We start from the raw sequence: 19,100 nt of genomic DNA on the forward strand, positions 1-19,100 counted from the left end.
GGCTTGGGGGTTTTATTTTGTAGATAAATAATGGGTTTAGTTATTGAGATATTTTAAAGAGTTAACCAAACACATATTTAGTGATCATGGCTAAACACACGACTACAATCATGGGTCGAATCAGCTTGCTACCGCCTTTCACCACCATATGCGAGCCAAAATAGGCACCGATAGTTTGTCCAACCATCATCGCTAGCCCCACTTTCCACAGTACATTACCGCCTAAGATGAAGAATATTAGCGAGCCAATGTTAGTAGATAAGTTCAATACTTTCGCGGCCCCAGTGGCCTCAATAATTTGGCGACCACGCAAAGCTACATTACCTAGCGCAAAGAACATTCCGGTTCCAGGTCCCATATAACCATCATAAAAACCAATCAGTGGCGCAACAACTTTTTGCCATTTGCCCTCTGAGATACGCGGGGTAGTTTCTGCCTCACCTAACTTTGGCGCAAATAAGGTATAGATACCAATAGCAGCAATCAAAAAAGGTATTAGCTTTTCGAGCAAATCAGGAGGCGATAGCTGAACTGCGATTGAACCAATAATTGAGCCGATAAAAGCGGCAATAATGGCTACTTTGATACGCTGCGGCTTAACCACGCCTTTTTTAATCATAGTAATAGAGGCCGCTAATGCCCCAGAGGCGGCTTGTAGCTTATTAGTGCCTAAAGTTAATACTGGCGGAATATTAGCCAATAGCATCGCCGGAATAGTCAGCAGCCCACCGCCACCAGCAATCGCATCAATAAAACCAGCTAGGGCAGCTACTGCCGTTAGCATTAAAATAACTTCTAAAGAAAGCGATAAGTCCATAGAAATGGCCTTGTGAGGAAACATATGCTAGCAATAGCATATTGGTTATGAATGGCCTAGGTATCTACGCGACAAAACAGCCGATAAAAAATAGGCAAAAAGGGATAGGTAATAAAAACGTTCTATTATAGAGTTAAAAAGGCAAAAAAATCCAAAAAGCTGACAAAGTCGCCTAGATTTATCTTAATTATATTTGCGCTATCACTAGACATAATCGTAGCACCGCTTTATATTCTATGAGGTTAGGGGTTAGCAATTTTGTATGTTACGCTATTTGAGCGGCAATAGATTGCTGCGTTAATAGCAGCAAAAGCATGATAAAGTGCTAGCTGGCTACTATAAAATTTTAAGAAAAATATTTTATACCAGTTCATAATAAGGATAGCCTACCAGGAGTCATCATTAGCGATACTCTAATATCAGTGCCGCATTATTACTGTCTTTACTACAGGGTCGCTTGATAGCTATGGTTTGGCTTATTTTCCAGCTTAAATTGATAGAGTTACGCACAACTTAAACCAATAGATCTAAGCATCAGCCTATGCTGAAACGTTGGCTTAGGTTCATTGAATACTTAGCAACTGAGGATAATATGGCACTACGAAGGTTCAAGGCATTTTTTGAATATGAAGCAGCGGGCGGCATTGTTCTAGCTATGGCTGCCGTTGCTGCCATGATTATTGCCAATACCCCTCTCAATGTTTGGTACGAGGCTTTTATTCACGCCCCAGTTGCTATAAAAATAGGTGCTTTTGAGATTGCAAAAGACGCTCACCATTGGATTAATGATGGTCTGATGGCGATTTTCTTTTTTTTAGTGGGTCTTGAGCTAAAACGTGAAGTGCTCATTGGCGAGCTATCTAATGTTAAGCAAATTATCTTACCTGCAGGCGCCGCCTTAGGGGGGATGATTTTTCCAGCTATTGTTTATATCCTCTTTAACTATAATCATCCTGAATATTGGAAAGGTTGGGCCATTCCAGCAGCTACTGATATCGCCTTTGCTATCGGCATTCTAAGCTTGTTAGGCAATCGTGTGCCTAACTCTTTAAAAGTATTCTTAGTATCCATTGCTATTTTTGATGATATTGGCGCTATTTTAATCATTGCCTTATTTTATACTAGTGACTTATCTTTAGGCTCATTAGCGGTAGCTGGCTTATGTCTACCATTCTTGTACATACTCAATCGCCGTAACGTCACTAGCATTACTCCCTATATACTTATCGGTATTATCATGTGGATTGCGGTACTCAAATCCGGTATCCATGCCACTTTAGCTGGGGTGGTATTAGCGCTATTTATCCCGATGTTTGATCGTACTGATCCTGAGCACTCACCCTTAGAAGAGCTAGAGCATGACCTACAGAACACAGTTTCTTATGGAATTTTGCCCTTATTCGCTTTTGCTAACTCCGGTATCTCATTACAAGGTGCCGGCTTTGCTGATTTATTCCATTCAGTACCCCTAGGTATTGCCGCAGGCTTATTTATTGGTAAGCAGATGGGAGTTATGATCGCCTGTTGGATTATATTCAAACTGGGCGTGTCCAAAATGCCTAACGGTATGAACTTTAAGCAAATCTACGGTGCCGCTTTATTATGCGGTGTTGGCTTCACTATGAGCTTATTCATTGGTGGCTTAGCATTCGAAGGTGGCGACTATGTGTTCGATGAGCGCTTAGGCATTATCATGGGTTCAATCGTTTCTGGTATTGCAGGTTATATCATGCTCAAAGTGACCCTAAAAGATGACATCAGTAACACCTCAGTAGATTTAACTCGTCATTAATATTTACATTGTTTTTGCAGAATTTGCATTACAGTAATAGATGGCTATGAGCATGCTTTTATTGAAGTTATGCCTGCTTAGTAGCCTCACATTAATGAAAGACAGTTGTCATTATTATTGCCAATCATTAGCGCAAATTATTAGGGCTAATCAATAAAAACTACAGCTAGGGCTTAACGACTTAAACTTGATGATAAGAATACTTGATGAGTATAAATAACAAACGCACAGCCAAGGTCTGCAACGACCCAACCCATCATCAGCCCGCCTCTTGTTACCAGCGTCATGGGCGCACTACTGCTATTGATGATCATAGTGATCTGCAAGTATTGCGGCGCATAAAACGTCATCTACTTCCTAAGGATTTTACTATTTCAGCTGATTTATTGGCAGAGATAGTAGCGGGTTATGATATCGGTGACCCTATTGCTGATCAACTGGCTAGCGATGACGTGCGCTTTGCTAAGCCCTTACAGCAAGCGGCGAGTAATGGCCGTTTTGTTAGTAGCTTTACTGATGATCTCAATGCTAACCCCTCGTTTATGGCACTAGCCGAACAGTTCAGTCGTCACCCCGACTGGTACGATCCTAAGCTTGCTGAGATTGGCGCTATTGCTTATCGCCGCTATCCATTGATGCTAATTTGGTTATTGCGCAACGTAGCGTTGATGGCCGGCTATAGTATTCCTGCCCTCTCCTTACCGCTTATCCAAACCGGTGCGCTGATGCATGATGCCCTGCCACGATTGATGCGTACTTATGCTTATATCTTGGCAGTATCTGAACATCCACAGGCAACAACCAGCGCTGAGCAAGATTCAATTGGCCAAGTATTAGCTATAGGTTCTGAGGGCTGGCGTCAGTCTATTAGAGTTCGTCAAATCCATACTTTAGTACGCCAGAACTTGCTTAAAGGTAGGCTGACTGGGGCTGATGGCGTTATCTCTGATAGCTATCAACATCATAACGCTGATGGCAGTTGGAACACTGAGTATTGGGGTCTCCCTATTAATCAGAGCGATATGATTGCCACTCACCTACAGTTTTCACTACTGATTATGCGTGGTCTGCGTATCTTGGGGGCACGTATTAGCCCTGAGGAAGCACAAGGTATCCTGCACTTATGGAATCTAGCCAGCTATTGGATGGGCGTTGATCTGCAGCGCTTGCCACAGAATGAGGCGGCCTGTTGGGAGTGGTTATATACTTACCTGTCGATTCAGCAGCTTGATTTTAAGATGGGTCAGCCACTAGCTAAAGCCTTGCATGACTTGCCGCGCCAGCTGATGGGTGAGGACAACCGTCGTGGTCGTTTTGTAGAAATGGTTAATGCTAGCGTTACGCGCACTTTAGTCGGTGATGATATCGGTGACGGTCTTGATTTACCTAAATCAAAAATACGCTACGGGGTATTGTCCTCAGTGCCTATTCTATTCACTCTTGACACCGCCAGACAATATAATAGTACTGTTGCACAAAAGTTAGAACAATTTCGCGCTAAGCGTCAAGATAATATGAATTGGTGGCTAAAGAAAAATGATGAGTATTATAAATGATCTTGAGCCGCTGTTGTTATAGCTCATTTTAGCTGGTAAAAACCTATTCAAGCTAACAAAGATAAATAAAGTATAGAGATACAAAGTACTTACTAGATAAATACAGCGATCACAGCCATAAGCTTTGACAGCAGTTAATAGCCTGCTCTGACTGTTAGTTTTTTAGACGATAATACCATTCAAGCTGACGATCAAACCCAGTCTCTAAAAGACTAGCTAGCACTCGCCCTGTCAATCCCCAAACCGTTTCTCCATCCACTTCCCAGCTGGGTGTCAATAGCGTAGCCATTTGCTCTGGCAGATGATCTTGGATACGATATTGCACAGAGTATTCTACCGTTGGCTGAGTAATAAGCCGCTCAAAGTCTGCCCAAAAAATACGCGATATCTCACCAAGCTCCGGAACCAACACTAAGTCCGGCTCAATCAAGGCGACGATAGGACGCACACTCATCCCACTTTTGGAAGTTTGTATCGGTAATTGACCGATTATCTGTACTTTACTAGGCGGTAGCGCTGTCTCCTCACAAGCTTCACGTAGAGCAGTAACCACATTGTTACCATCCCCAATCTCGTATCTACCACCAGCGCAGGAGACCTCACCAGCATGGCTATTCATATGTACAGCGCGGCGAGTCAAAAGTATTTTTGGGCGCAGCTCATGAGTAATAGCCACTAAGATAGAGGCGTCAGCAATCGGAGTCTGATATAAGGTATTCAAAATACGTGCGCTTTGCGCTATGTCAGTAGCTTGCGGCGACATCGATGCTGCAGTTGTTGCGGTTGCTGCCAATAGCTCAAGCTGCATTCTCTCAGCCAGCTGTCTTAGCCTTGGCTGCTGAATATAGGCTGGCAGAGCCACTGCCAATTCATTATAATCTGCAGAATACTGCGAGATTGTCATTAGAATCACCTTCTGTTTTTCGGTACTGGATTTTAGCGGATAAGTCTTTGCTAGAGAGCACTCATCTTAGAGTGAAGCGGCCTGTATAGAGCTGCCCTAGGTTTTTATGACTATTTATATGATAGTCTAAACCTTATGCTTAGACTAGCGGTTAACCTGCACAGTCATCAGTTACAAACTCAGTAGTGCTGCATAGAGTAGCTACATTTTGCCTATAATACGCTTATGATAGAAATATAAACCTTCTACTTATTTAGGATCTACACCCTAAAACTAAGCCTAGCAATAAACGCTTATTTTTGCCTAAATAAGGCATAATAATAGCAGCAAAAATTGGTTTATAGCTTTATCAGCGCTCAATGCTTAGCAAATCTGTGCTATCTTAAGCTAAATAGTATTAACTAAAAACAACCTGCACGCCTGTTAACATTCAATAATAAAATCTTATCCCTTACCTCTATCAAAACAAGGCAGTTAATATGCGCTATTGTCTCGAATGCGGCCACGAAGCTGAACGCAAAATCCCCGCAACTGATAATATACCGCGTTTGGTATGTCCCAATTGCAACTATATTCACTACGAAAATCCTAAAGTTATTTGTGGCTCTTTGGTAGTGCATAAGCATAGAGTATTGTTATGTCGTCGGGCGATTGAACCACAGTATGGTTTGTGGACTATCCCAGCAGGGTTTATGGAAAACGGTGAGACTATCGCTGAAGGTGCGGCACGCGAGAGCTTTGAAGAGGCAGATGCGGTAGTCACTAATCCGCAACTATACAGTATCTATGACATTCCAGATATCGGCCAAATTTATATTATCTACTTGACGGATCTAAAAGATGGCGCTTATGGTATTGGCTCTGAAAGCCTAGACTGTGCCTTGTTTAGTGAAGAAGATATTCCTTGGGACACTATCGCTTTTGAAGCCGTACGTCGAACTTTGACTAGCTATTTTGCTGATCGTAAAAAGTATGATAGTCGTGAACAGTTCCCGATTCATCAAGATCAAATCGCCAAAGATCAGAGCATTAAGCGCTACTAAGCTGCACTGCCAACTGTTTCTAGCACCAAACTAACTGAAGTAACTGAAGTAACTGAAGTAACTGAAGTAACTGAAGTAACTGAAGTAACTGAAGTAACTGAAGTAACTGAAGTAACTATAAAAGCCAGCGTCTTATCTAACAGCGCTGGCTTTTATGGTTTATTACTAGCTGCTGATTATAAAAGTACTGGTCTAACAACGCCATTATTTATGAGCGTCGCCAAAACCTCTGCATCAGCCATAAGCTATAAAAAATCACTGCATAATTGATAACAAAGGCCATTAGCCCAACTATGCTAATGAGTCGATAGATACCTTTATCGCCTAGTTGTAGCCAAGGAACCTCCATAATATTAAAATAAAATGCAGCCATAGACATTATAAGGGTCAACAGCATCGATATTAAGGCAATACGGCTACACTCTATCTTCTCAAGCCCCCTATGCTGGCGCTGGCGAAATAGGATAATGACAGCAATATTGAGTACAATGACTATAAAAATAGTTAATACAAAACCACCTAGCATAAAGCCTGAGTAGCTTAAAAAATAAGGCAGCACCATATAACCAATGCCATAAGGTATAGCATAAGCCGATAAGCTTTTAAAAGACTGAGTATGCTCAGAGATCAGCATAGGATGATGCTTTGCCACGTTGCTTGCTACTCCTGTGTAGTCAACTTGCCTGCCTTGTACAGCGTATCACTATTAGTCTGTCTGCTTTGTTAACTATAATCTGGGTTATCGCTATTAATAGCTTACTGGTTTAATGAAAGCATTGCCAACTATAGCTTAAGTTATCGATAGCACAAATAAAAGCAGATAATAGTTAACTATTATCTGCTTTTTATGCTTAAAGGCTATTCTTAAAAGCTATGCTTGAAAATGACGCTTGAAAGTGATGCTTTAACGGCTGATATTAGCTTTTAATTTTACACACTTTAAAGCCTAAAGCGCTTACTTGCTGCTCTTTGTCGTATGGTGCTAGGACCGAGCGCACATGCTTCTGACCTTGCAAGTACTGCTTAGCCACACGCTGTAAGTCAGCGATAGTTACTGCTAGTATCGCAGCACGCATCTTACGTTGCCAAGCCTCACCACGATTATGCAGATTAGCAAAACAGGCTTTAATTGCTTCGCCAGCTGGAGAGCCAGGCTTATCCATACCTGAGATGATACCTAAGATAGCCTCTTCTAACTGCTCATCGCTTTGTGGCTCATTTAGTAACCATTCAATACTGGCATCAAAATGATCAAAAGTCTCCGCACAATGCGGGTCACGATAGCTAAAGAACTTAAAGGCGCAAGCATTGGCATCGTAGCCTGCACCCCCACCATAAGCGCCACCGCGTTCACGGATAGCACTGTGCAAGTAGCCATTACGTAGATAAGGCGCTAGCACCATTAACGCTGCGGTATCAGGATGGTTGGCAGCAGGTACCGTATAAGCACTAGCATTATGGTAAACGTTAGTAGCCACTAACCAAGCGAGATCTTCGACATCAACTATTGCCCCACTTTCGATAGCTCTGACTGGGTCTTGCTCACCATCTAAAGCGGTATCTAAAACCAAATCGGCGAACTCAGCTGGAATATTAGCCTCAATATTTGTAGCTGTTGTATCTTGTTGATTACTGGCTTTACTTTCCTTCCAGCTCTCCACTACTAAGTTGCTTAAGCGCTCAGTTTGATCACCTTCACAGATAATAACGGCGTGCTTAGGTAAGCTGATTAAGCGTTGATGTAAGGCCATCAAACTAGTCGCTAATTGATCCCAAAGCTGATCATCGCTACTAGCATGCGTCAAAAAGTCTTTTAGCGCATTGAGAGCAGGTAGACCGCTACGCACATATTCTAACTGGGCTTGGCGACTCATACCACGGCTAGCTGTTTGTAACGCATAAGCGTGTCCGGCACTAGATAAACGCGACTGCCAAGAGGCCTGACGTGACTGTAATATCTCTTTGATACGGTCATGCTCAGTAAAGACACTATGCTCCATCACTTCTTTGAGCAAATCGATTGCTTCAGGCTTACGATTCAATGCTCGGGTAGCCATAACGAAGTAGCTGCTAATAGCACGGCTATCATCAATAGTAGTACGTTGGCTCACTCGTGCAGTCACCCCTGAGGAGTGTGCGGCTTGCTTAGCTTGCAACTGATAAGCATCCAGTGAGTCAGTGCCTAATTCTGATAACAAGCTCAAATAAATAGGCAGCAGCGGATGATTAATCACGTCATTAGCTGGGAGCTCGTCCGCATTTTCAGCATTAATAGGGTCAGTTAAAGGTACGATGACTTGATAATAGTAAAGACCGTTAGTACCCGCTTCATATTCAAATAGGGTGCTTTGTTGACCGCTTAACATGATTTGTTTTTGACGGCCTTGCTTAAAGCTAATATCCGTAGGTACGTCTTCTAGACCGACTTTAGGTAATAAGCTTAGATCATCTGGTGCCGCTTGACGCTGAGCTAAATCTAACGCTTGTTGGCGTAGAATTTCGATATCATTAGCCGTCATATCCATAGCGATAGTATCTAGTCGCACTTGTTCAGCAGCAGCAAGACGAGCCGTTTTTTCACTATCAGGAGTCATGGTTACTCGTACCCGATGCTTATTATCGAGTAGATGAGTCTTGATTAAGTTAGGCAACCACTGCTCATCTTTGACTTGCTCACGCAGCCACAATAAGTGTTCATCCACTTCCCAAACGTCGAGAGGATTACCATCATGAATGGCAGTACTAAAGCCCTCAAGCAATAAGTTCAGTCCATAAGGCATACTATCGCCGCCGATATGGCGCTGGTCAATCTCGATTTGATGCAATATAGTTTCGATTGTTTCATCATCGACAGGCTTACTGGCCACTTCAGTTAGTAAGTCAATAATACCTTGCTCGACCGCTTCAGCATGTTCAGCTTCAGAGCCACGCAGACCGGTATAAAACACCATCTCGAAATGGCTATCATCAAGACCTAATAATGGACTTGGTGCTTTACCTAATGGATGGCTGTCGAGGTACGCACGTAATGGCGAACCAGCATGCTCAATCAATACCCCTTCTAATAAGCGCAGTGCTAAACGCTGTTTGGGATCTGTAATCGAAGGTAATAGCCAAGCGATAACATGATGCGTCTGATCAGGGCCAGCTTCATCAGCGGTATAAGTATCAGTAGCAATGACAGGCGTAGTGAAGCGCTGCTCTGGACGTGATACATGCTTCTTGCCAGTCTCAAACTGAATCAACGCATCTTCATGCATTTTTGCTTGCGTTTGCGCTACTGGAATATTACCAAAGCTCATTATCACACTGTTAGAAGGATGATAATGGCTCTGATGAAACTCAACCAACTCGTTATGAGTTAAGTCTGGAATATCAGCAGGATCACCGCCTGAATTATAATGATAAGTGGTAGTCGGGAATAAATGATGGGCAACCGCATGATAAAGCTGATCAACCTCATCACTCATTGCGCCTTTCATCTCATTGAAGACAATACCTTTGAACTGTGGCTTGTCATCGCTATCTAACTCCACGCGAATGCCTTCTTGGGCAAAATCTAACGGATGAATATTAGGGAAAAACGAAGCATCAAGATAGACAGCTAATAAGTTAAAGTAGTCGTTTTTATTCTGAGTGGCATACGGATATGCGGTCCAATCAGCAGCCGTCATCGCATTCATAAAAGTATTGAGCGAGCGCTTGATCATCGAAAAGAACGGATCACGTACTGGGAATTTTTCAGAGCCACATAAAGCCACGTGCTCCAATACATGAGCTTCGCCTTTGGAGTCCATCGGCTGAGTACGAAAGCCAACTAAAAACGCATTCTCATCACTAGGATGGGCCAGATGATAGTGCATTGCCCCAGTCTGCACATGCTGACTGATCAGCACATCCATCGATAGTGCCTCAATATGGCGGTGCTCAAGCAGCTCAAATGCAGGGTGCAAGGTTAAGTCAGCGCTAAATGCGGTATCAGTCATAATAGTCCTTTTGGCGTGCCGTTCAATAGCGGCAAATAAATGAAAATAATTTTATAAAAATATTATGGATAACTGTCAGTGGAGATATTTTCGGCTTATGGTGGCAAGCCTATATTCTAAGGCTTATATCGATTGGCTAAAGTAAAAATAGAAATTGCCTAACGCTGTTAGATGGGGTTGGCTTAGTTAGAAGTCAAGGCACTAAGCTACAAGGTACGACGCTACAGGATATACAAAACCTATTTAACTACTTATAGATTATTAATGAATTTATCAATAGATAGAATTGATCCCAGCACTAGCAAAGCTGCTGTAGCTACTTAACAGCAGCCATTACTAGTGTTATAGTTAAGGGTACTTGCTAAGAGGAGTACACTCATGAGTTATCAACATATATTACTAGTCACCGACTTATTACCTGATGCTGATATCGTAGCTCAAAAAGCTAAGCATATCGTGGTTAATCGTCCAGGTTCTAAGCTGTCAGTATTGCATATTGTCAAAGATACTATGGTCGGCTTTGGCTATGAGCTAGTGCCCGCCTCTAGTCTATACGATGAGATTGATGATGAACGCTGTCAAGAAGCGCGAGCAAAGCTGGCACAGTTCTTAGAGCGTAATGAACTAAATGCGGTAAACTCAGAAGTCACTACTGCCATCTCCAACAGTGAAGGCATCGTCACTTATTGCGAAAAAAACGACGTAGACTTATTAGTCATCGGTCGCCATGAGCGTCATGGTATAGCCGCTTGGATCAGTGGCGCTACAGCGGATAATATCTTACCCAACGTACCTTGTGACAGCTTAGTAGTCAGACTTAATAAACAAGTAACGAAAAAATAGCTAAGCCCAGAATTAAAGCCCAGTATCAAAGCCCTAAAAAAGCGCCCTATAGAATCTTATCTATGCGGCGCTTTTTTAATGGCTGTGTTTGAGCTATTTCTAAGTTTAATTAGCCTGAATGATATCAATAAAGGTCTGCCAAATAGCGCTTTGGTGACGAGCTTTATGCCAAACTAACCACCAACTGCGCGCCAAATCTATGCCAGCTACTTTGACTGGTACTAACTTACCGCAAGCTAACTCGGTCTCGATGACATGTTGCGATAGACAGCCTAAACCAATATCAGCGCTGACCATATGCTTGATGGCTTCTGACTGCTGAATCGCCATGATTACTTCAGCGTTGGGCAGGTGTTGTAATAGCTGCTCATCTATAATTTGCCGAGTCCCTGAACCCGGCTCTCGAACTAACAATGGCAGCTGGGCTAATTGCTCAATAGTCAGCCGATAGCAGTTTTCGCCCTGATCATAAGCTGTCAGATCAGCCAACCATTTGCTATCACGCTTAGCAAATAATATGAGCGTATCGGTTCGCCAAGCACGCTTCTCAATGACTTTACTGTCTATAGGGCGCGGCATGCCTTCGACTAAGGCAATATCTATATTGAGTTGCTCAATTTCGCTGACCACCTCTTGAGTATTGGCTATGTACATGTTGACATTGGCATTAGGTAATACTTGATACAGCTTAGCTAGTAGCGGTGGCAATACATAATTACCGATAGTGGTACTTGCTCCAATATGAATCTGCCCAGCTTGGTGTTTATGATAGTGCTCAAGGGTCACGGCTTGACCCAATATAGCTTGAGCTTGCACATAAACGGCATGCGCATTAGGGTGTTGATTCAAGCGGCGCCCTACTCGCTCAAACAAGGGCATTTGCATGCGAGATTCAAGTTCGCTCAAAGCGCTACTAACCGCCGACTGCGATAAATGCAGCTGCTCACTGGCACGACTAGTGCTACCGGTTTGATAAATACTGACAAATACTGCTAGCTGTTTTAGCGTAATTTTCGGTAAGGTTTGCGCTATAGTTTGCATTTGGCTTCTCTTTTTTATCTTTGCGTTTGTTTATCATAAAAAAGTGCTGAATTATTCTCTCACAAATAAAAAAATTAACGTTAACAAATAATGAGGTGCGTTTCGTAAACCTACACGACTTTCTTAGCTAAGCTAGCTATTTCGTAGGCTGCTGCTTTTAGCCCAGCATTTTTATTTATATCTTCTAGGAATAAACAGCTCATTTACTATTTTATATTCCGTTAATCGTGGTGTTATTTTTCCCTATTGCGATATTACATTACTGTTTGCTGGGCTAAAGCCACAGCCTACGCGACTTTATCAAGTTTACTTGTATAGGTCTAAGGTATATCAACCTACCCAAAAAATAGATAGTTCGTATCTTATTAATCTGTTTTTATTATAGATAAGCTTTGTTTATAATGTCTACTTATCAGCTCAACGCTATAACTAGCATTATTAAAATAACAAACGCGTCAATAGGAAACTCATGAACGCTTTTACCCAAGCCGTTAGCAGTTATATTCCCCGGACCCGCCATTTATTAGGACTTATCCTAGTATTAATCGGCAGCTTATTTTGTTTATGGCTCAATACTAGCTTGGATGTATGGAGCAATGGACGCATCATTGGTCTCTCATCCTTAACTCTAGCTATTTTGCTCGGTATGATCTTAGGTAATACCATTTATCCTAAGTTTGCGCCAAGCTTATCTGAAGGGGTTGGCTTTGCTAAAGGGCAAGTTTTACGCTTAGCCATTATGTTTTATGGCTTTAAATTGACTTTAACAGAAGTCGCTAGCGTCGGTATGCCAGCCGTGATGAGTGATGCTTTAGTGCTGACTTCAACGTTTTTAATAACTTATTGGTTGGGCACTAAGTGGCTAAAAGTGGATAAGCAGACCACCTTGCTAATTGGTGCTGGGGCTAGTATTTGCGGAGCGGCGGCAGTGATTGCAGCCGAGCCAGTAGTCAAAGCCGAAGCGCATAAAGTCACTATCGCTGTTGCAACGGTGGTAGTCTTCGGTACTATCGCTATGCTGCTCTATCCGTTTTTATATCATTTGGGTTGGCTACAGCCTTGGTTAACTGCGCAAGGCTACGGTATCTACACTGGCTCAACTATTCACGAAGTGGCACAAGTAGTCGTCGCTGGTAATACCGTTAGTCCTGAAGTCGGTGATACAGCGGTAGTCACTAAGATGATTCGAGTGATGATGCTTGCGCCTTTTTTATTGATATTGTCATTTGCCTTAACCAAAAGCGGTGGCGCTAATGGTGAAAAACTATCTGTCATGAGCCGGGTCAAACAAGTAAAAGTGCCTTGGTTCGCTTTTATCTTTATCTTAATTGTAGTGCTGCATACTTGGCTGACTATGAGCGCAGGCTTTGAAGCTATTATGGTCAAATTCGATGATATATTATTAGCTATGGCTATGTTCGCCTTAGGCTTAACTACCCATCTAAGCGCTATCAAACAAGCTGGCGCTAAACCGCTAATCTTAGGAGCGATAATGTTTGCTTGGCTGATCATTGGCGGTGGCCTGATCAACATCGGTATTAGCTTTATCTAAACAGTCTGTAAGCATTAGCCTTTATTACTGCTAACCTTTATTACTACTAACCCTTGGTACTGTCAATCCAGCTGTTAAAAGTATAAAAGCCTAAGTTATGGTTACCATAACTTAGGCTTTTTGCGTTCAGGCGGTTTCAATAAGCGTTAACTAAGTTACCCTAAAGCATTAGCTAAGTTACCCTTATCCTAAACCGGCAAATCACACAGCAAAAAAAACGAACCCGGAGGTTCGCTTTTTTAACACATTATTCTCTAATTAAAAATTAGATAGCAACAATGTTATGAGCTTGTGGACCTTTTTGACCTTGAGTTACAGTGAACTCAACTTCTTGGCCTTCAGCTAAAGTTTTGAAGCCTGAACCAGTGATTTCGCTGTAATGAGCAAAAACGTCTGCGCCGCTTTCTGGAGCGATAAAACCAAAGCCTTTAGCTTCGTTGAACCATTTAACTGTACCTTTCATAGTATCTGACATAATTCTAATCCTAATTTTAATCTATTGATGGTCAAATGACCGATAATGCTTGCAAATAGCTACTGACGGTAAATATTAAAACGAAGGATTATAACTAATACTACGTGGTAATGATTTGGTGCAGAACTGCTCTTAAGCTTGAGCGTATTATAGGGGGCTTCCAGAATTATGGCAAGTATTATCTAAATCTTTTGTGTAACAGCCTAAAAAATAATTAGCCTTGCCCCCTTTTATTCCTTGTATAGCCCCATCGATGCAATGAGCGTTGACAGTCAAGTTAAGCATCAGGTAACCGAAACAGGTAGATGGCGACCCCAGTACAGACGGTGGCTACGACCCAAGCCATCCATAACATATCGGCTGGCAATTTATAAAACAACATAGTGGTTGATATGGCCATCATCAGGGTTGCCAAAAATTTGGCATAGCGTGGTACGGCATGATTATTTTCCCAGTCACGCACGAACTTACCAAAGAATCGATGATTAATTAGCCAAAAATGAAAGCGTCGTGAGCTACGTGCCCAGCATCCAGCAGCTAGTAATATAAAAGGCGCAGTCGGCATCACTGGCAGCACTACCCCAATAATACCCAGTACAAAAAATATCCAACCGGTAATAAGAAAAGTCCAACGAACCGTAGGGTTAGCGGACTGGTTGGTCTTGGGACGATAATAAAAAGCTTTTTTCTTCTCAATCATAAGTTTATTAACTACAACCCTATTAAGTAAGCAAAGATAACGATAAGAGGTGACAGCTTGTTATAAAAGAAAGCTACTTTAAAAAAGAAAGCTACTTTAAAAAGCTACTCTACAAAACTCAACTTAGCATGCAATAAGCCCCAAATTCACACAAGATTAGTTTTGCAGCTTTATGTGGTTTTTTGACGGCAAGATAGTTTCTAGATAACTATAGAAATAGTGAATTGATTACATTTAAAGTGATAGAAACTTGGACGCTAATGAGCCATACTGCTTATGTTGCTATATTATTTATAGCCAGTTTATTTTTTGTATTAATAAAACAGCTCCCTAATATAAATCATCAAAACCGTAAATATATAAGCCACGGTATGTACGAGGTAGGCTATGAAACTACAATTTGCGCTGGTACTATCCTTTCCTATTCTAATAGGGCTAGTTGGCTGTGATAAAGGCATTAGCACTATCTCCGGTAATGCCGTGAAGTGCGGTGACGAGAACTCGCTACAGCTCATTAAAACCCTATTAAAAGACAATACTCAATCTTATGTAAAAAACATCGCATCCAATGAGGGAGTAACGACTGACAGTGCGGCGTTGAGAGCTAGTGCTAGCCAAATTGATTTTACTTTGGCAGATGTTCGTACTTCAAAGACTGATCCTAATAGTACTAAAGTGTTTTGTGTTGCAGCGCTATCTACTACTCTGAATTCAGAGCTAGTGAATCGGGCTAACTTTGTCACTGATTACTATGAGCAAGTTAACCTTAGTGAGCTGGCATTTGAACAAGATATTGAGATGGACAACAACACTATAAGTTATTCCTTAGAGTATGCGATACAACCTACTGATGACGGAACCAACATCTACGGTCAACTACAAAATGGCACTGAGCTGTTTGATTTCATAGGGACTGCTATCGTTAATTCTATGCAAAAAAATTCTGTGCAATCCTTAAAGTCTCAGCAACAAAAAGCTAAGGTAGCCACTAAGCTGGCGCAAAGCAAGGCGCAGGAAGATGAGAGGGCATTGGTGGCAGAAGCAACGGTTTTAGCACGTCGTGAAGCGGCAGGTGAACTGGCTGAAGTGTCTGCTGAACAAGCCAAATCCAAAGCCACTATGGATTACAAACGTAGTGAGCTCAATAAGCTGTGGAATTCAGCATCAGATGAAGTAAAAGAGTCATTAGCAGAAGGACAAAGAGAGTGGGTTGCAGAGCGTGATGAGATTTGTGTTAATCGTGCTCGAGAGGCAGATCCTGCTTGGCAAGAATATGTGCGTACAGAATGCATTACTGAACTAATAGGCGAGCGCTATTATGAAGTAAAAGAATATATCGATAATTATGAGTAGGTCAAAACCCTTAGATACTGTATTGGCTCACAGTTAAGTTCGACTAAGTCAGGTCAAATATAAGCCCTACCTGTTATCACAAAGATAATAGGTAGGGCTTATTACTGAGTGATTTTGTTACTAAGCCTCACTCCCCCAATATTTGGCAATGGCTTTTGGGAAGCAATAGTCTTTGGGCATCACTGTTATAGCGATTGGTACTAATATTGACTTAGTCACGCCACCGATACTGTCGCACGCTGCTTTATCAGCAACGTTATAGTAGATAACTCGCAAAGTGTTCTGAGGACACAGATCTGAGCACTGGAAAGATTTCATAACTTCAGTGCCATGATGATAGCCGATGACCCATTGCTGCGCCCCTTGTGTTGGTGCAGACTCTTTTTGCTCTGCCGCTTGAATGAGATCAGCATCAGTCATAGTGTCTTCGTTAGTAGGCGCAGTAACGCAAGCTGCTAGGTTTATTATTAAGGCGCTTAGGGCGGTTAATTTGGCAGTTGATAGTATCGGCATTATTTTCATAATAGTTACTCTCCAGTTATTTCGCTACTAATCCCTTAGCTCTGTAGCAACTTAAGCCAGCTAAGAACCCCCTTTAGTATATTATTATAGCGCGCAGAATACTGCACTATAGCGGCCGAGCCATTATTAAAATTTGTCACTAAAACCTGTGATTAATACCTGTCATTGAAATTCAGTGGCTATAACAGTTGCTGGCTGATGACTATAGCTTAAGCGGAGCTGTCAATAAGCACTATGCCCTATAGAAAACTATTAAACTTTTATATGCTTACTATAGTCTCTGTTAGCTAAGCAGATATTGACTATTTAACCAGTTATAGCCGATAAAAAACCGCTCACAGTCTAAGCTAGGAGCGGTTTTTGCTTACTATATAAAGCCGTGTTAATAGAGAGGTTCTAAACTAGTATCAATGCCATTATCGGAAATATTAGAAAATAACCAAAGACTGCTAACAGTGCATACAAGGTGTTGACGTCTTTACCATCGATCTTCAGTCTAGCTAAAGTATCACCGAGCTTTAAAATAGAGATAGTATAAAAGTAAAATGCTAATAACAGCAGCACGGTCCTAATAGCAAATATGGCCAAAGAAGACGCTGCACCAAAAAATATCACTGTGCCAGGAAATAGAACTTCACCTTTGATGATCAAGACTAATAGAACAACTGCTACACCTGACGCTGAAGCATGAAAAAATATAACATCGTGCAAGGTGGCATCAGCTTTATAAAAACTGTGTTCAATATTAAGTTTGTCACTACTAAGGGCTTTGGGGACAGAGTCTCCAGTCATGATTAATTTATGACCTTTGACATTACTAGCGGTAATGAGGAAGACGAAGAATGTCAGACCGACCCAGAAGAATACATGTATATTTATGATAGTCATTACCCCTAAATCCGTGGAAACTCGATTTAAAAATATTTTCTGTATCAATAAAATTCAATATAATGCTTAGTGATAGTAGAGCCTCAGCCCTTGTAAAAGTTACTGTTTACCTACTCATACTATCAGTACCATTACTTTGATTTGTAAAAAAGTGTGCCCTAGTAGCAGCCTCAGCTATGGCTGCCTATGCTGCTAGTTGCTTTAGTGATTGGCCTATAACTGAGATTTATTTTTTACCGTAAAAAAACCGCTCACAGTCTAGGCTAGAGCGGTTTTAAACATTGATATTAGGGTTGTAACTGTTATATTATTTCGCTATTAATCCTAGCTCAGTGGCTTCTTTTAGCCAGCTAGGAAACTCCTCTAGCATATTCTCATATAAAGCTTCTTCGCTGATATCATCCAAGTCATCTAGCTCAAAAAAGCTGCAATTATCAACAAGTCGTCCGGTCATATCATCTAATTTTTTTAGAATACCGTAGCTACTACCACCCAAACCAACAAACTGCCAAAATATCGGTAACTTTGCAGCGTCAGTCATAATTCTACTTATACCACGAGTGTCACGTACACCACCATCGCTGATAAACAAAATATAAACGGGTACATCAAGTCCGTCATCTTTATAAAACTGAGTGACTTTTTCCATCACCCCTGCTTCGTTATTGGTTCTCGATCCTAGCTCCCATTTGCGCCAGCCGCCTTGTACACTGTCGATAAAGCCTTCGTAATTATCTAGCCCAACCTCGCCTAGATATTGTGAATGCTCACTAAACGCCCAACAGTCTAACGCTTGGTCGTCATCAAAACTTACGGCTAATGGCAGTAAGCGATTGACCACCTCCTGTACCCGACCTTCTTTATATTGCCGATTCATTGAGCCTGTAGCATCTAATACTAAGGCAACTTTAGCCGTTAATTGCTGTAATTGGCGTTTCTCTAGTGAAACGCTAGCTTTTTTGGCAAGGTTAACTAACTTTGGTGCTTTTTGTAGCATCACCTTTTCTAACGATACTTTAGAGGTGTTTATGTTCGCTGTAGATAGCGTTTGATTGGCAGTAGCATTTTTATCTTCTACTACCTCGGCTGCTACATCACCACCGAAATACTGCACAATCGCAGCTAGACCACCATTAAAACCTTGTGCCACATTAGCTAAGCGCCAAACACCGTTTTTACGATAAAGTTGCAGTAACATGCTGGCTTGCTGCTGAGCAAAATCTGCGGCTTGATAATGCGCTTGTGCTTTTTGGGTCTGCTGCCAAATACCTATTTCTAAAGATTGGATTTTATTTAGTGGCGTATCGGCTGATAACACAAAGAATAAACTATCTACGTTTGCAGACAGTTTAGCTAAGTTAATCTCAAACTCTGCTTGGATGCCTTTATCCGGTGTCAGAGCAGCTTCATAATGAATCAGCTTTATCTGACCACATGGCGAGGCTGGTTGGTTATAGAACATCATATAATCATCGTTAATCAACTTACCCGCTGTATTTAATGCGAAGCAGCTAATATCCATCTCTATCGGACTTTGTCGAGTGACTCTAAGAATGATTGGTGCAGCATCGTCAATGTTAAGATTACTTAAAGGTAGACGTTGTACGATGGTTAGATGGTTCATAGTT

General features: G+C 41.7%; 16 protein-coding genes. 6 read left to right on the plus strand and 10 right to left on the minus strand.

The genetic code is table 11. The annotated features are described in order from the left end of the window. Nucleotides 1–61 precede the first annotated feature (61 nt). The gene (locus KZA12_RS10215) at nt 62–817 is read right to left on the minus strand and encodes a TSUP family transporter (RefSeq protein ID WP_201623587.1); all 756 of its coding nucleotides are present in this window, start codon (nt 815–817) and stop codon (nt 62–64) included. A gap of 592 nt (nt 818–1,409) precedes the next feature. Here KZA12_RS10215 and nhaA point away from each other — a divergent pair. Further along, on the plus strand, nt 1,410–2,609 hold the full coding sequence (nhaA, locus tag KZA12_RS10220) for a Na+/H+ antiporter NhaA (protein WP_201623607.1): 1,200 nt from the start codon (nt 1,410–1,412) through the stop codon (nt 2,607–2,609). A 206-nt stretch (nt 2,610–2,815) separates the two neighbouring features. Then, nucleotides 2,816–4,165 carry an oxygenase MpaB family protein gene (locus tag KZA12_RS10225; protein WP_218690169.1) on the plus strand — a complete coding sequence of 450 codons (1,350 nt, stop codon included), beginning with the start codon at nt 2,816–2,818 and terminating at the stop codon, nt 4,163–4,165. A gap of 154 nt (nt 4,166–4,319) precedes the next feature. Here KZA12_RS10225 and KZA12_RS10230 read toward each other — a convergent pair whose 3' ends face one another. Beyond that, the gene (locus tag KZA12_RS10230) at nt 4,320–5,069 is read right to left on the minus strand and encodes a CoA pyrophosphatase (protein ID WP_218690170.1); all 750 of its coding nucleotides are present in this window, start codon (nt 5,067–5,069) and stop codon (nt 4,320–4,322) included. A gap of 479 nt (nt 5,070–5,548) precedes the next feature. Here KZA12_RS10230 and KZA12_RS10235 point away from each other — a divergent pair, with 479 nt between their 5' ends. Continuing rightward, entirely contained in the window at nt 5,549–6,112 is a 564-nt protein-coding gene (locus tag KZA12_RS10235; RefSeq protein WP_201623590.1) for an NUDIX hydrolase, read from the plus strand. A gap of 208 nt (nt 6,113–6,320) precedes the next feature. Here the strand turns inward: KZA12_RS10235 and KZA12_RS10240 are convergent, their stop codons facing one another. Beyond that, nucleotides 6,321–6,764, minus strand: a complete 444-nt coding sequence (locus KZA12_RS10240; RefSeq protein WP_218690171.1) for a hypothetical protein — start codon at nt 6,762–6,764, stop codon at nt 6,321–6,323. A gap of 265 nt (nt 6,765–7,029) precedes the next feature. Further along, complete coding sequence (locus KZA12_RS10245) at nt 7,030–10,098, minus strand: insulinase family protein (protein ID WP_218690172.1); 3,069 nt, start codon at nt 10,096–10,098, stop codon at nt 7,030–7,032. A gap of 378 nt (nt 10,099–10,476) precedes the next feature. Between KZA12_RS10245 and KZA12_RS10250 the strand changes: the two genes are divergently transcribed. Then, nucleotides 10,477–10,941: a universal stress protein gene (locus KZA12_RS10250; protein ID WP_201623593.1), complete on the plus strand. Its 465-nt coding sequence runs from the start codon at nt 10,477–10,479 to the stop codon at nt 10,939–10,941. Between the two features lie 105 nt (nt 10,942–11,046). Here KZA12_RS10250 and KZA12_RS10255 read toward each other — a convergent pair whose 3' ends face one another. Beyond that, nucleotides 11,047–11,982 (minus strand): LysR substrate-binding domain-containing protein, encoded by a 936-nt coding sequence (locus tag KZA12_RS10255; RefSeq protein WP_218690173.1) that lies wholly within the window; start codon nt 11,980–11,982, stop codon nt 11,047–11,049. 469 nt (nt 11,983–12,451) lie between these two features. On the opposite strand from KZA12_RS10255, the gene KZA12_RS10260 reads away from it, so the two are divergent. Further along, nucleotides 12,452–13,534: a YeiH family protein gene (locus KZA12_RS10260; protein WP_201623595.1), complete on the plus strand. Its 1,083-nt coding sequence runs from the start codon at nt 12,452–12,454 to the stop codon at nt 13,532–13,534. Nucleotides 13,535–13,799: 265 nt separating this feature from the next. On the opposite strand, the gene KZA12_RS10265 is transcribed toward KZA12_RS10260, so the two are convergent. Beyond that, entirely contained in the window at nt 13,800–14,009 is a 210-nt protein-coding gene (locus tag KZA12_RS10265) for a cold-shock protein (RefSeq protein WP_062533834.1), read from the minus strand. A gap of 277 nt (nt 14,010–14,286) precedes the next feature. Then, on the minus strand, nt 14,287–14,709 hold the full coding sequence (locus tag KZA12_RS10270) for a YbaN family protein (protein ID WP_201623596.1): 423 nt from the start codon (nt 14,707–14,709) through the stop codon (nt 14,287–14,289). Nucleotides 14,710–15,096: 387 nt separating this feature from the next. Here KZA12_RS10270 and KZA12_RS10275 point away from each other — a divergent pair, with 387 nt between their 5' ends. Then, the gene (locus KZA12_RS10275; protein WP_218690174.1) at nt 15,097–16,062 is read left to right on the plus strand and encodes a DUF1311 domain-containing protein; all 966 of its coding nucleotides are present in this window, start codon (nt 15,097–15,099) and stop codon (nt 16,060–16,062) included. 120 nt (nt 16,063–16,182) lie between these two features. Here KZA12_RS10275 and KZA12_RS10280 read toward each other — a convergent pair whose 3' ends face one another. The 3 genes from KZA12_RS10280 to KZA12_RS10290 all read right to left on the minus strand — a co-directional run bounded on the left by KZA12_RS10280 (nt 16,183) and on the right by KZA12_RS10290 (nt 19,096). Next, on the minus strand, nt 16,183–16,584 hold the full coding sequence (locus KZA12_RS10280) for a hypothetical protein (RefSeq protein ID WP_256932926.1): 402 nt from the start codon (nt 16,582–16,584) through the stop codon (nt 16,183–16,185). A 396-nt stretch (nt 16,585–16,980) separates the two neighbouring features. Further along, nucleotides 16,981–17,472, minus strand: coding sequence for a hypothetical protein (locus KZA12_RS10285; RefSeq protein ID WP_201623598.1), 492 nt, complete (start codon nt 17,470–17,472; stop codon nt 16,981–16,983). A gap of 307 nt (nt 17,473–17,779) precedes the next feature. Next, a complete protein-coding gene (locus tag KZA12_RS10290; RefSeq protein WP_218690175.1) occupies nt 17,780–19,096 on the minus strand; it encodes a VWA domain-containing protein in 1,317 nt (438 codons plus the stop codon). Nucleotides 19,097–19,100: the final 4 nt, after the last annotated feature.

This window comes from Psychrobacter sp. BF1, from assembly GCF_019279065.1.
GTDB classification, from domain to species: domain Bacteria; phylum Pseudomonadota; class Gammaproteobacteria; order Pseudomonadales; family Moraxellaceae; genus Psychrobacter; species Psychrobacter urativorans.

What these genes read in the sequence shown, in the direction of transcription:
- KZA12_RS10215 (WP_201623587.1), bottom strand. Translation starts at nt 817, where the DNA reads ATGGACTTATCGCTTTCTTTAGAAGTTATTTTAATGCTAACGGCAGTA.
- nhaA (WP_201623607.1), top strand. Translation starts at nt 1,410, where the DNA reads ATGGCACTACGAAGGTTCAAGGCATTTTTTGAATATGAAGCAGCGGGC.
- KZA12_RS10225 (WP_218690169.1), top strand. Translation starts at nt 2,816, where the DNA reads ATGAGTATAAATAACAAACGCACAGCCAAGGTCTGCAACGACCCAACC.
- KZA12_RS10230 (WP_218690170.1), bottom strand. Translation starts at nt 5,069, where the DNA reads ATGACAATCTCGCAGTATTCTGCAGATTATAATGAATTGGCAGTGGCT.
- KZA12_RS10235 (WP_201623590.1), top strand. Translation starts at nt 5,549, where the DNA reads ATGCGCTATTGTCTCGAATGCGGCCACGAAGCTGAACGCAAAATCCCC.
- KZA12_RS10245 (WP_218690172.1), bottom strand. Translation starts at nt 10,098, where the DNA reads ATGACTGATACCGCATTTAGCGCTGACTTAACCTTGCACCCTGCATTT.
- KZA12_RS10250 (WP_201623593.1), top strand. Translation starts at nt 10,477, where the DNA reads ATGAGTTATCAACATATATTACTAGTCACCGACTTATTACCTGATGCT.
- KZA12_RS10255 (WP_218690173.1), bottom strand. Translation starts at nt 11,982, where the DNA reads ATGCAAACTATAGCGCAAACCTTACCGAAAATTACGCTAAAACAGCTA.
- KZA12_RS10260 (WP_201623595.1), top strand. Translation starts at nt 12,452, where the DNA reads ATGAACGCTTTTACCCAAGCCGTTAGCAGTTATATTCCCCGGACCCGC.
- KZA12_RS10265 (WP_062533834.1), bottom strand. Translation starts at nt 14,009, where the DNA reads ATGTCAGATACTATGAAAGGTACAGTTAAATGGTTCAACGAAGCTAAA.
- KZA12_RS10270 (WP_201623596.1), bottom strand. Translation starts at nt 14,709, where the DNA reads ATGATTGAGAAGAAAAAAGCTTTTTATTATCGTCCCAAGACCAACCAG.
- KZA12_RS10275 (WP_218690174.1), top strand. Translation starts at nt 15,097, where the DNA reads ATGAAACTACAATTTGCGCTGGTACTATCCTTTCCTATTCTAATAGGG.
- KZA12_RS10280 (WP_256932926.1), bottom strand. Translation starts at nt 16,584, where the DNA reads ATGAAAATAATGCCGATACTATCAACTGCCAAATTAACCGCCCTAAGC.
- KZA12_RS10285 (WP_201623598.1), bottom strand. Translation starts at nt 17,472, where the DNA reads ATGACTATCATAAATATACATGTATTCTTCTGGGTCGGTCTGACATTC.
- KZA12_RS10290 (WP_218690175.1), bottom strand. Translation starts at nt 19,096, where the DNA reads ATGAACCATCTAACCATCGTACAACGTCTACCTTTAAGTAATCTTAAC.